The 13,250-nt window shown below is 44.8% G+C and carries 11 protein-coding genes and 1 pseudogene; 2 read left to right on the top strand and 10 right to left on the bottom strand.

Going from position 1 to position 13,250, the window contains the following annotated elements; all coding sequences use genetic code 11:
- Entirely contained in the window at window positions 1–456 is a 456-nt protein-coding gene (locus CYL18_RS19515) for a GNAT family N-acetyltransferase (protein WP_236636479.1), read from the top strand.
- Between the two features lie 163 nt (window positions 457–619).
- Here CYL18_RS19515 and CYL18_RS13625 read toward each other — a convergent pair whose 3' ends face one another.
- The 4 genes from CYL18_RS13625 to zapA all read right to left on the bottom strand — a co-directional run bounded on the left by CYL18_RS13625 (window position 620) and on the right by zapA (window position 5,647).
- Window positions 620–2,977: an endonuclease MutS2 gene (locus CYL18_RS13625; RefSeq protein WP_104850071.1), complete on the bottom strand. Its 2,358-nt coding sequence runs from the start codon at window positions 2,975–2,977 to the stop codon at window positions 620–622.
- Between the two features lie 26 nt (window positions 2,978–3,003).
- Window positions 3,004–4,722 (bottom strand): DNA polymerase/3'-5' exonuclease PolX, encoded by a 1,719-nt coding sequence (gene polX, locus CYL18_RS13620; protein WP_104850070.1) that lies wholly within the window; start codon window positions 4,720–4,722, stop codon window positions 3,004–3,006.
- 108 nt (window positions 4,723–4,830) lie between these two features.
- On the bottom strand, window positions 4,831–5,367 hold the full coding sequence (locus tag CYL18_RS13615; RefSeq protein ID WP_104850069.1) for a CvpA family protein: 537 nt from the start codon (window positions 5,365–5,367) through the stop codon (window positions 4,831–4,833).
- A 7-nt stretch (window positions 5,368–5,374) separates the two neighbouring features.
- Window positions 5,375–5,647, bottom strand: a complete 273-nt coding sequence (zapA, locus tag CYL18_RS13610; RefSeq protein WP_104850068.1) for a cell division protein ZapA — start codon at window positions 5,645–5,647, stop codon at window positions 5,375–5,377.
- Between the two features lie 108 nt (window positions 5,648–5,755).
- On the opposite strand from zapA, the gene rnhC reads away from it, so the two are divergent.
- Complete coding sequence (rnhC, locus tag CYL18_RS13605; RefSeq protein WP_104850067.1) at window positions 5,756–6,718, top strand: ribonuclease HIII; 963 nt, start codon at window positions 5,756–5,758, stop codon at window positions 6,716–6,718.
- Window positions 6,719–7,077: 359 nt separating this feature from the next.
- On the opposite strand, the gene CYL18_RS13600 is transcribed toward rnhC, so the two are convergent.
- The 6 genes and pseudogenes from CYL18_RS13600 to pheS form a co-directional block, all read right to left on the bottom strand.
- Complete coding sequence (locus CYL18_RS13600) at window positions 7,078–7,431, bottom strand: hypothetical protein (protein WP_104850066.1); 354 nt, start codon at window positions 7,429–7,431, stop codon at window positions 7,078–7,080.
- 160 nt (window positions 7,432–7,591) lie between these two features.
- Entirely contained in the window at window positions 7,592–7,963 is a 372-nt protein-coding gene (locus tag CYL18_RS19400) for a hypothetical protein (protein ID WP_201741284.1), read from the bottom strand.
- Between the two features lie 319 nt (window positions 7,964–8,282).
- Window positions 8,283–8,660, bottom strand: a complete 378-nt coding sequence (locus CYL18_RS13590; RefSeq protein WP_104850065.1) for a hypothetical protein — start codon at window positions 8,658–8,660, stop codon at window positions 8,283–8,285.
- Window positions 8,661–8,835: 175 nt separating this feature from the next.
- Window positions 8,836–8,904, bottom strand: a pseudogene (locus CYL18_RS19720) (hypothetical protein); the annotation flags it as partial.
- A gap of 817 nt (window positions 8,905–9,721) precedes the next feature.
- On the bottom strand, window positions 9,722–12,133 hold the full coding sequence (pheT, locus tag CYL18_RS13585) for a phenylalanine--tRNA ligase subunit beta (protein WP_104850064.1): 2,412 nt from the start codon (window positions 12,131–12,133) through the stop codon (window positions 9,722–9,724).
- Window positions 12,134–12,156: 23 nt separating this feature from the next.
- Window positions 12,157–13,194 carry a phenylalanine--tRNA ligase subunit alpha gene (pheS, locus tag CYL18_RS13580; protein ID WP_104850063.1) on the bottom strand — a complete coding sequence of 346 codons (1,038 nt, stop codon included), beginning with the start codon at window positions 13,192–13,194 and terminating at the stop codon, window positions 12,157–12,159.
- Window positions 13,195–13,250 lie beyond the last annotated feature (56 nt).

Here is a 13,250-nt window from a genome sequence, read left to right as displayed (position 1 = left end):
ATATACATTAAACAGGCGGACGAAGAAAATATTGAAGGTATTTCTCATCTATTTGACTTATACAGAGTGTTTTATGAACAACTCTCTGATCGCGCAGGTGCGAAGACCTTTTTGAAGGAGCGTTTAGAAAAAGAGGAATCTGTCATCTTTTTCGCTGCCGATTTGCAGGGCTATCTCGGCTTCGTCCAGCTCTATCCAACATTTTCATCCATATCCATGCAAAGGGCCTGGGTACTGAATGATCTATATGTTCTAACCGGCGCTAGGAATAGAGGGGTTGGCTCCTTGCTTTTGAATCATGCACAAGAGTTTGCCATCCAAACAGGAGCGAAGGGGATTAGCTTAAGTACAGCCATTGCCAACGAAACCGCCAAGCGTCTTTACAGGAAACACGGCTATGCAGAGGATACTCATTTCAGCCATTATGAGCTAGTATTGACGGGTAAAGAAGACTAACAAAAAACACCCTATGGAAGACAAATCAATGTCTGTTTTCCATAAGGTGTTTCATTTTCAGGCAATCAATGTTACATAGATGATTCCCACAAGAACAAATAAAGCTGACACAACTAACAGCACTTTCGCCAATGTCTCCATAGGTTCCTCCCGTTAAGCCCCTTTATTTTAACTCAACTATCGTGACACCCGTTCCGCCCTCAGAGGCTTCCCCAAAGCGCATCGATTTTACGGAACGATGGTTCTTTAAATAATCTCTAACCCCTTGTCTTAGTGCCCCTGTGCCCTTTCCATGAATAATGGACACACGAGGATAGCCTGCAAGTAGGGCATCATCGATGTACTTCTCGACACGAGCCAAGGCGCTCTCATACCGCTCACCGCGCAAATCAAGCTCCAGATTTACGTGGAAGTCCCTGCCTTTCACGCTAGCAATCGTCCGTGTCTCGACAGGCTTAGGGCTACTCTTGAATTCAAGATCCTTTTCTTTTACCTTCATCTTCAGGATACCCATTTGTACGTTCCATTCATCGTCTGAAACCTTCTCAAGCAAGGTTCCCTTCTGATTGAAGGATAATACTTTAACTTCATCCCCAGGCTTGAGCGTTCTCTGTGCACTGCCTGTGCCGCTCCTTCTGACCTGCTTTGTCAATTCTGGCTTGGCCTCTGTCAGCTTACGTCTTGCCTCAATCAGCTCATGCTCCTTCACTTCGGCATTCTTCTCCAAGCGAAGCTTCCTAAGGTCGCTGATGATTCCCTCCGCTTCCTTTTCCGCTTGACTGACGAGCTCTCTCGCTTCCTGCTTCGCCTTCTCAATCAAGGCATCCTTCTTCTCATAGTATTCCATCATCTCTTTTTGAAGGTCCTTGTGAAGACGTTCAGCATTCTTAAGGTAAGCCTCTGCCTCTTCCAAATCCTTCTCCGCTTCTCTGCGTGATGTCTCAAGGGAGGCAATCATATTTTCTACCTTATTGGACTCCACTCCGACCATGCCTCTTGCATTGCGGATGATGCGGTCGCTCAAGCCAAGCTTCGTGGAGATTTCAAAGGCATTGCTTCGTCCTGGCACACCAATTAAAAGGCGATATGTCGGGCTCAGCGTTTCCACATCAAATTCCACACTCGCATTAATGACGCCTTCTTTATTGTATCCATATGCCTTCAGTTCAGGGTAGTGAGTCGTGGCGATTACCTTCGCGCCGCGTGTATGCACCTCATCAAGAATGGCGATCGCAAGCGCAGCCCCTTCCTGCGGGTCAGTTCCAGCGCCCAGCTCATCAAACAGGACGAGGCTCTCGAAATCTAATGTCTCAAGAATCTCTACGATATTGACCATGTGGGAAGAGAATGTACTCAAGCTTTGTTCAATTGACTGCTCATCACCGATATCCGCATAAACGGAACGGAAGACGGCAAGCTCAGAACCTTCCTGTGCAGGCACCTGTAAGCCCGACATCGCCATCAATGTACATAGGCCGACCGTTTTCAAGGTAACTGTCTTACCCCCTGTATTCGGTCCAGTGATTACCATCGTGCCATACGTTTCACCTAAGATGATATCATTGGCGACGACATTCTCCGGGTCGATTAACGGATGGCGGGCGCTCTTCAATTTGATGATACCCTTATTGTTCATCGAAGGCATCGTCGCTTGGATGGCTCTTGCATACTTCGCCTTGGCAAAAGCAAAATCGAGGGCTGCAAGAATATCGACATTGGCCAATATCTCCTCTGAATGCTCCCCAGCCATATTCGATAGACTTGTCAGAATTCTTTCCACCTCACGAGCCTCTTTAATCCGAATATCAGAAAGGGAGTTATTCAATTGCACAATCGATTGAGGCTCAATGAATAAGGTCTGTCCAGAAGCGGATTGATCGTGAATGATTCCGCCGTAATGACTTCTGTATTCCTGTTTTACCGGGATGACAAATCGGTCATTCCGAATGGTAATAATCGCATCTGATAGCATTTTGGACGCATTGCTTGAGCGAATCATGCTTTCAAGCTTCTCACGCACCCTTGCCTCATTTGTCCGTAATTGCTGCCTTAATGTACGAAGGGCATCGCTTGCAGAATCAAGGACCTCGCCATTATCACCAATGGCTCCGTTAATTTCTTTCTCAACATCATGCAAGCTTGTCAGTTCATCCTTATAGGCATAAAGAATAGGAAGCTCAATCTCGTTCTCCTGCATATCCTCCAGGAATTTGCGGATATTGCGGCCTGCTCGAAGCGTGCTCGCCGTCTCCATCAATTCAGTTGCACTGAGGACCCCTCCAATTCGCGCCCGCTTCATCGAGCCGCGGATGTCAAAAATACCTCCAAGCGGCACTGAACCCTTCAGGCGGTAGACAGTCCGCGCCTGGTCAGTTTCCTCCTGGGAATGCCTCACTTCCTCTAAATCAGCGTTTGGAAGGAGATGGTGGCATAAATCCCGGCCTAAGCTTGAGGATGCATGCTGTTCAAGCTGTTCAATAATCTTGTTATATTCTAATGTTTTTAATACTTTTTGCTGCATGGAGAAAAATCCCCCTTAATCTATAGTCAGTCATTTCGGTTCAAAAATGACAGTAGTTCTTCCTCGTTCCGCGCATTCAGGACTGTTTCTTTTTTGAGCCAGCCCCTCTTGGCGTTTGCGATGCCTACCTCCATATTATGAAGCATCTCTGTGCTATGGGCATCCGTGTTGATGACAATCGCCACCCCTGCCTCCTGCGCTTTCTTGACATTTTTCGCCGACAAGTCAAGACGGTTCGGATTAGCGTTTAATTCAAGCGCCGTGTTTGTTTCGGCAGCCAGCTGAATCAGCATATCCATGTCTACGTCATAGCCGTCCCTTCTGCCAATGACCCGGCCTGTCGGATGGGCGATGATGTCTACATGCTTATTCATCAGGGCTGTTTTTAACCGCTCCATAATGACCTCCTGCGGCTGCGAGAAGGACGAATGAATGGATGCAATGACAATATCAAGCTCAGCGAGGAGTTCATCATCGAAATCAAGCGTCCCATCAGGCAGGATATCCATCTCGATTCCGGATAGAATCATAATATCATCATACTCTTCATTGAGTTTGCGAATCTCTTCTTTTTGTTTCCTGACTCGCTCAGCGGTCAAGCCGTTTGCCACCTTTAAGTACTGGGAATGGTCTGTAATGGCCATATAGCGATAGCCCTTTTCCCGGCAGGCTTCTACCATCTCGCGCAATGTCTGCGCCCCATCACTCCAGGTCGTATGCATATGAAGGTCTCCCTTAATATCCTCTTCCTGAATCAGCGGGTAATCCTTCGTAAATTTCTCAATCTCGCTTCCATCCTGTCTAAGCTCTGGCGGAATAAACGGCAAACCAAAATGAGCAAACATATCCTCTTCCCGCTCAAAGGTCTTCACCTCACCTGTTTCCAGGTTTTCAACCCCATATTCGCTTACCTTCTCGCCCCTGTCCTTCGCCAGCTGCCGAAGTCTCACATTATGATCCTTCGAGCCCGTGAAATAGTGCAGGGCTGTGACAAACTCCTCCGGCTTGACCATGCGGAAATCAACCGCAATCTCATGGTCATATGAAAGGGCAAGCGACACCTTCGTATCTCCGGCTGCGACAATATGGTCAATATGCTCAAATGCCAGGATGTCTTCTTTAATTCTGGCAGGCTCATTCGTCGCAATGATAAAATCTAAATCCTTAATAGTCTCGCGGCCGCGCCTGATACTGCCGGCACGGGAAAAACGGATGATTTCTTTCATTCCCTCGAGCCGGCGTTCAATATCCTCCACGATCGGCAGCATGACAGCAAGAGGGAGCCTGTCCGGCTTCGTATTCATCGTCTTGATTGCCTCAAGGATATTCTCCTCCGTTTTCTTGCCAAAACCGGAAAGCGCTGACACACGCCCCTCTTCACAAGCAGCCTTCAGCTCATCTGCATTAGTGATCTGCAGCTCCTTATAAAGCTTAGCAATCTTCTTACCTCCGAGCCCTTGAAGTCTCAAAAGAGGAATCAGTCCCTTTGGGACCTCCTCCTGCAATTCCTTCAGCACTTCAGAAGAGCCTGTCTCCAAATACTCGGTAATAACAGCCGCTGTTCCCTTGCCAATGCCGGAGAGCTTGGTGAAATCCTCGATTTCCGTTAAGCTTCTATCATCAATCTCAAGTGCCTGCGCAGCCTTCCGAAAAGCTGACACCTTAAAAGGGTTCTCTCCCTTCAATTCCATATATGTCGCTATCGTTTCCAATAGTTTAATGACGTCTTTTTTATTCACGCTCATACGATTCACCCACCTGTGCGTTTTTGTTGTAAATATACCGGTAACTATTATTATATACAAGCTGACTCACGCTTCATAAAAAGAAAGACTTCCCCATGGATGGAAAAGTCATGACAGCGGGTTAAACCAGAGGTCCGTTACCCAATTGGACAGAAATGGCGTATTAAGAATAATCGCCTCTGCCAAGGAAGACCCTTGAATCATCTCCTGCAAGGTACCAACCGGAAGCATCGCAGCAATATAGAGAAGGATGAAGATTCCAACATAGGTTTGAACAAAGCCAAGCGCACCGCCAGCCACTTTATTAATTTGCTTCAATAATGGCAGCTGGGCAAGAAAATCAAGCATGGACCCAATCATCTGCAAAGCGATTTTGACCAAGATGAAAATCAACAGGAACGCAATCGCATTATAAAAAGCAACGTCAAGGTGAACGACATCAAACAGCATCTTCAGTGTGCCCTCACCAGGTGTTGGGTATGGCACCCACATCTCCAACTTATCTCCTAAATCCTTATAGAACATCCTTGCGACAATCAAAGCAATGATGAAGCCTGCCAAATGAATTGTCTGGAGAATCAGTCCTCTTCTAAGACCAACGAAGAATCCAAGCAACAAAGCAAATAATATTATGAATGTAACCATGTTATCCTCATTTCTTTTCTTGATTTAGTTCTAATTCCAATTCCTCAATCTTCTCCAATAATTTATAATAATCGTGGATGGCATTGACCGCGGTCAGCACCGCCAATTTCGTCGTATCCAGTCCCGGATTCTTTTGGCCAATTTCCCGCATTCTTTCGTCCACTGATAGGGCGACCTTGCGCAAGTGAGACGTTGCCTCGTCCCCTACAATGGTGTATTGTTGTCCGTATATCTCAACGTTGACCCTGTTTTTTTGAAACGACAAGGTTAGTGCCTCCATTCGTAAAAAATCCTGTCTTTTATCATACCATGAAATTGATTTTCTTGGAATTACTTGATAAGAACTGTCAATTACATACTCTACTGAAATCCCAAAGAGGTGAATCGAATGTCCAATACCGTCATCAAAGTATCGAATGAAACACTTAATAAAATGAAAGATTATTATGCTACATCTTTAACGGCCAACACACCGCCTGGCGCTGTTTTTTCAGCCAAAGTAAATGGAGCTACCATTACGGCCTATAAATCAGGCAAAGTATTATTTCAAGGAAGCAACACAGCTTCTGAGGCAGGGAAGTGGGGCAGTTCTTCCCCTTCACCCGCTATGAAGAAAAGCACCTCTTCATTCACAACGAAGCGGAATGTTTCAGACCATGAGTTCCGACCGCCAGCCACTATTAATCAATTAAGCATCATCGGCACAGATGAGGCAGGTACAGGTGATTATTTCGGGCCGGTAACCGTCGCCGCTGCCTATGTTTCTACTGAGCATATCAAAGTACTGGAGGATATGGGAATCCGTGACTCGAAAACGATCAAAGATCCGCAAATCCTCATCCTTGGACGTAAGATCACAGAGATGATACCCTATAGCCTGCTCGTATTGCGCAATGAGAAATACAATGAATTGCAGCGAAAAGGATATAGCCAAGGCAAGATGAAGGCCATGCTCCATGAACAAGCCATCAACCATCTACTCGGCAAATTGAACGGAGTCAAACCGGACGGCATTCTGATTGACCAATTCTGCGAGCCTGGCGTTTATTTCCGCCATACCGCAACAAACGGAAAAAGAGAAGTCCCGCTCTATTTCAGCACAAAAGCGGAAAGCATCTCAACAGCTGTCGCTGCCGCCTCCGTCATCGCCCGCTATGCCTTCTTAAAGCATATGGATCTATTAAGCGAGCAGGCTGGGGTCACCATTCCAAAGGGAGCCAGCTCTAAAGTCGATGATACCGCCGCCCTCATCATCGCGAAAAAAGGGGAAGCCGCACTGGCTCCACTCGCCAAATTGCATTTTGCCAACACAGAAAAAGCCCGCCAAATCGTGCGAAAGGCAGGCTTGTGAAACACTGCCGAAGCTGTAATGATTTGCAGCTTCGGCTTTTTTATTCTTTTCTGTTTCTGATAAATACAGATACAATTAAGCATATAAACAACTATACTAATATGGCAGAAAGCATACTCACTTTAAGAAAATCAAGAAGGCAATTTCTTTACCTACCAAGAACAAGTTACTAGCAACAGCCGCGGACAATCGGATCTATCTACTGCGAAAGAGAGATTTATACGGCTAATTACCCTGGGAACCCTAACTATTTTAATTTTTGCCGGCCTCCTAGATGCCCTGGATCCATAAAAGGACTTTCGACAGATAAGTGATTCAGCTATAGCCCCTGTCAGTTCAATAAGTCGCAGGACTTCCCGTTAATTTAATGGACCAGTCACTTCAAGACAGCTCCCATTGTATGCGTCCATCCTAACGGTTAGCTCTTCTCCATTTTTAGCTTTCATCGTTATATTTAATTCACGTCGATTGGTGAGTTGACTATAAAATCCACTCTTTTCTTCAATGGAAAATTTCTCAGCTTTAATATCATCCCAATTAATATCCACAGCTTTTATCCCCAACCTTTCTGGCGGAGAATACAAACACAATGCTGCATAACTTATGGCTTTCTCAGTTGTCAATATTGGCTCTTGGTATGCATATGCAAAGCAAATGATAAGTATAGGTAAGATGCCAAAAACTTCTTTCTTCAAATCTTTGCCCTTCAACACGTTTCAATCACCCTATTCAAATTCAAATAAAATGTAATTCGACAGCCACTCCAAATTCCTTCCTGATTTTACAAAACTTCTCCCGTTCTACCATAAGGAATTCGACAAAAAACGGCATTAATCCTCCTTGATCAATGCCTCCGTTAATTGCACACTAGCCTTACTGTTTGATGGATGAATAGAACTCACTTGTCCCTCTTATTATTCCTCTTATAATTAACTGTCCTAAGATATAAACAGCAGAAATAAATATAATTGCGAAGTCTCTTCCGAAAGGTTTAAACCAACTTCCATCATCTACAATTAAAAAATAGCCAAGCAACAAGGAAATAACTGTCATTATGAAATTAACTCCAAAGAACAAAGGTAATTTTATGTTTCTCGAAGTTACGCCTACGACAGTTATGAACAATAGAAACACTGGAAATAAGAAAACAGCATCGTGCCCTTTAAGATTACAGTAGTTATATTCATAAAAATGAAATAGGAATGGAACTGGGATTAGTGCCAAAATGATTTTAATGAACTTCATTTTATGTATGCCTCCATATCTTGTAGGTTAATATTACTGTTTCAACTTCTTTGTCAGGACTCATACAACTAACCTGCCTGTTGTTCCATTAGAAATTCAACAGAAAAAGAAGTTAATTCTTCAAAAGAATCACATCCGTTCAACATCCATTCATATACATTTTTCCTTTTCTCCTCATTGATACATATCGTTGTGTCCCGGGACATCCATGTCTTCTAATAGATTAGCTCCGAATATACTTTAGTTACTAATTTTGCAGTCTCTTCGTCTTTTGCTAATCTGTCCCCTAACTATGTTTATCAAATATTTATTGAAAAGCTTAACTATTATTGCGGCTTTTTAACTCCTTTCTATACTTAGTATAGGAAACTAGAACTCCAACTATATACACCCCCCATAATATTGGGTTATTCAATCCAATTCCAGCTTGAGAAACACCACCTAGTAAAGTCAAAGTTAATAGGATTGAGAAAATGTATATTCCGCCAAGAAGGGTAAAGATAAATTCTTGTTTACTTGATTTGTATTCCGGTTCCCCTTTATGACGAGTTAACATTGCTAATACTAAAAATATAATGACTCCTATTGTCCCTATCGACTTGGTTATTCCTATGTCCGGAAAAAAGTCTATTACTACCATTAAAGTGAAGAACACCACTACTAAAATCTGAGATATACAACTAACTCTTTTTTTCAATTGTCACCTACCTCCCCACAATGGAACGACATAATTTTTTCTTTTCATCATAAGGACAAATCCCTTTATATAGGGTAGCAGCTATTAAACTATATACTCTTTGCACTCCTTGTAAAACCAGCCTGCTCAGGTTCTACAATAAGGAATTCAACATAAAGAGCATTAATCCTTTGGATCAATGCTTTATATGTCGCCAATGATATAGCAAGGTAGCCAACATATTTGCTCCTATAAAGAGTACATTCCCTTGTGCATTAAAATGTAGCTGTTCTCTATCAAACCCCTTCTCTCATAATATTCATTTTGAGAAAGCCCCAGCTTCATTCGTTCTTTATCCCTTTCTTGGCGTGCCTCAATGTCCTTATATTGAAATGGTAAGAAGAACAATGAAATATGGATGTATTTTGTGAGCTTTCACAATAATTGTAGTAAGCTCTCCTCCCCCTTTAGTTAAAGAGCTAACTTATTGCTCAGAAACAACTATACGACAATACCTCCTGCACAAACACGATAAAAAATCGTCTATAATCATGTCTTTTTATCTGCGAATCGTGAGAAAATTTATTTAACAGAGGGCAATAAAAAAGACGAAAAACCGATTTGGTTTTTCGCCTCTTTCAGGCCAACACGACGTTGGTCACAAAGACGGTGCCGCACGACGCGGCGTGGGCCAACACGATGTTGGTCACAAAGACGTTGCCACAGGAAGTGGCGTTCTTAGTCTTTGTTCCTCTATCAGCCGCCTCAGCTTTTCAATCAGCCTCTTAACCAATCCAGCTTCGGCTCCTAGCTGCTCGAGACATAAGAAAAAGCGCTACGGGAGATGGAGCTTCCCTTCGCGCTTTTTTCTTATGCTTGTCGCGGGCCGACATGATGTCGGTCACAAAGATGTTGCCGCACGATGCTGCGTTCTTAGTCTTTGTTCCTCTTAATCAGTCGCCGTGTCTAGCTTCGGGCGGCTAGGAGCTCAGGACATAAGCATAGCTGTTACGGGGAAAACACCCCCTCCACAGCTCTGCCTTATGCTCCTCGCTCCTGGGCAAGCCGCCTCAGCTTTTCGGTCAGCCTCTTAATGTCGCTCCTTTTTCTTCCACAGCAAACAATACCTTGCCATGGGCTTTTGTTACTTCCTCATCCGTTAGTGTTTTTTCTGGATCGAAGTATTTTAGGGAGAATGCGAGTGATTTTTTGCCTTCTTCCATTCTTTCACCTTCATATAGATCGAAGAGGTGTACTTCTTTCAGAAGTTTGCCGCCTGCTTCTTTGATGATGGCGCTCATTTCTCCTGCCACTACATCCTTGTCAACGACTAGCGCGATGTCGCGTGTGATGGATGGGAAGCGCGGGATCGCTGTGTATTGGATTTCTTTTGTCTCTGCGTTTAATAGTGCGTCAAGAGATAGCTCAAATACATATGTCGCTTTCAAGTCTTCTTTCTTTTCCACTTTAGGGTGGACTTGGCCAGCAAAGCCTAATAGTTCTCCATCTAAAAGAATATCGGCCGTGCGTCCTGGATGCATATCTTCTCTGACAGCCTGCTTCCATTCGATGCGCTCGCTCACGCCTAATTGACGGAATAAGCCTTCAAGGATTCCTTTTACAACGAAGAAATCAACTGGTTTCTTCTCGCCTTGCCATAGGTTAGCGTTCCATAGACCAGTTACCGCTCCAGCGAGATGTTCTTTTTCTTCCGGAAGCTCATCACTGCTAGTTTTCAAGAAGACATCGCCTGTTTCATATACAGCAACGCTGTCCATTTGACGGGCAACATTGTATTTCACAACATCCAGAAGACCTGGCAGCAAGCTCATGCGAAGCGTGCTTCTCTCTTCACTCATCGGCATCGCAAGACGGATGCTTTCACGTTTATCAAGTGCGTACATCGCAGCTTTCTCCTCGGATGTGAGAGAGTACGTCACGTTTTGCATTAAGCCTGAGCCTTCAAGATAACGGCGCACAATACGGCGTTTTAATTGATAGTCCGTTAATAAGCCTGGTTTAGATTCACCGACAGGCAATGTCTTTGGAAGGTTATCATATCCGTATAGGCGGGCAACCTCTTCAATGATATCCTCTGGAATCGTGATATCGCCGCGGCGAGTCGGTACCGTGATGACGAATTCTTCTCCTTCTGTCTTCACTTCAAACTGAAGGCGAGAGAGGATGTCTTCCACATCAGATACTTGCAGTTCTGTACCAAGTACTTTATTAATTTTGCCAAGCGTAATGCTAACAACCGCTGGTTCAACCGCTATTTCATCCACTTCAGCATAGCCATCAAGCACTGTTCCGCCTGCAAGCTCTGCAATCATTTCAGCTGCACGGTCGCCTGCTGCGCGAACGCGGTTCGGGTCAACCCCTTTTTCAAAGCGGGCACTTGCTTCAGAGCGAAGGCCGAAATCTTTGGATGCTTTACGCACTGGGCCGCCAGCGAAATAAGCTGCTTCAAGCAGAACAGTTGTTGTTTCATCCACAACCTCGGAGTTTGCTCCTCCCATGACACCTGCGAGTGCGATTGGCTCTTGACCATTTGTGATGACCAAATGCTCCGGAGTAAGCGTGCGCTCTGCTTCGTCAAGCGTTACGAGCTTTTCGCCTTCATGTGCCATGCGTACGACAATCTCTTTTGAACCAAGACGGTCATAGTCAAATGAGTGAAGCGGCTGGCCGTATTCAAGAAGAATATAGTTCGTCACGTCAACGACATTATTATGCGGACGGATGCCGCTCTTCATAAGGATGGATTGCAGCCATAATGGTGAAGGCCCAATTTTGACATCCTTGATGACTTTCGCGATGTATAAAGGATTTTGTTCCTTCGCTTCTACCTTGATGGAGATGTAATCAGTTGCTACTTCCTCAGAACCGGATACAGCTACCTCTGGAAGCTTCACTTCCTTGCCGAGGATAGCTGCCACCTCATATGCGACACCGAGCATGCTCAAGCAGTCAGAGCGGTTTGGTGTAAGACCAAGCTCTAGGATGGCGTCATCTAGACCAAGCACTTCAAGTGCGTTCGTTCCAGGAACAACATCGCTTGGGAATACGAAGATTCCAGTCGCATATTCCTTCGCGACAACCTTTGCTTCAATGCCAAGCTCTTGAAGGGAGCAAATCATTCCGTTCGATGCTTCCCCGCGAAGCTTGCTTTTCTTGATTTTGAAATTGCCTGGAAGGACGGCACCTACACGGGCAACCGGTACTTTTTGGCCTGCTGCTACATTCGGTGCGCCGCATACGATCTGGATTGGCTCCTCTTCACCAACATCTACCTGGCAGACACTTAATTTATCTGCATTCGGATGCTGTTCTTTTTGCAATACATGACCAATGACAACGTTTGTGATTGACTCTGCCGGTGCCTCGACACCTTCTACTTCAATCCCGCTGCGTGTAATTTTCTCTGCTAATTCCTGTGCGCTGATTCCATCTAAATCAACATACTCTTGTAACCATTTATATGATACGAACATGATTTTTCCTCCTGACTCATTCTTTACTCGTGGCAGTGAAACTGGCTAGTGAAGCGAACATCATTTGTATAGAAATGACGAATATCATCAATGCCGTATTTCAGCATCGCAATACGCTCTACACCCATACCAAAGGCAAATCCAGTATATTTGCTGGAGTCAAAACCAGCCATCTCAAGCACGTTCGGGTGCACCATACCGCCGCCTAAGATTTCAATCCAACCTGTTCCCTTACATACGGAGCAGCCTTTGCCGCCGCAAATTTTGCAGGAGATATCCATCTCAACGGATGGCTCCGTGAATGGGAAGAAGCTTGGGCGAAGACGGATTTCACGATCTTCACCGAAGAATTTCTTCGCGAATACCTCAAGCGTGCCATTTAAGTCAGCCATCGTAATGTTTTCATCCACAACAAGTCCTTCAATTTGCATGAACTGATGGGAGTGGGTCGCGTCATCATTATCACGGCGATATACTTTACCTGGGCAAATGATTTTAACCGGTCCTTTCCCTTCATGCTTTTCCATCGTGCGGGCTTGCACTGGAGATGTGTGAGTACGCATCAAGATCTCTTCTGTGATATAGAAGGAATCCTGCATATCTCTTGCCGGGTGGCTCTTCGGCAGGTTCAATGCCTCAAAGTTATAGTAATCCTGCTCCACCTCAGGGCCTTCTGCAATTGTGTAGCCCATGCCAAGGAATAAGTCCTCAAGCTGCTCGGTGATTTTTGTAAGCGGATGATGATTGCCTTTTCTTACAGGAGCACCTGGAAGGGTAACATCAATCTTTTCAGCCGCAAGCTGCTGATTCACGGCCTCCTCTTCAAGAGCTGCATGTTTTTCTTCAATTGCCGCTGTGATTGCCGCACGTACCTCATTGGCTAAGGCGCCAAGCTTCGGTCTTTCTTCCGCTGAAAGGCTGCCCATTCCTCTTAATACTTCCGTAATCGGCCCTTTCTTGCCAAGATAAGCAACACGGACATCATTCAACGCTTTCAAATCAGCTGCGTCAGTGACTTTTTGCAAGGCTTCCTGCTGCAATGCTTGTAATTTTTCTTGCATGATACATCCTCCTAATTGGTCAATATGATGAATTAAATGAAAACACAAAAAACCCC

The organism is Pradoshia eiseniae (genome assembly GCF_002946355.1).
Lineage (GTDB): Bacteria > Bacillota > Bacilli > Bacillales > Pradoshiaceae > Pradoshia > Pradoshia eiseniae.
The sequence above is the reverse complement of the archived record's forward strand: the minus strand, read 5'-3'. Positions and strand labels throughout refer to the sequence as shown.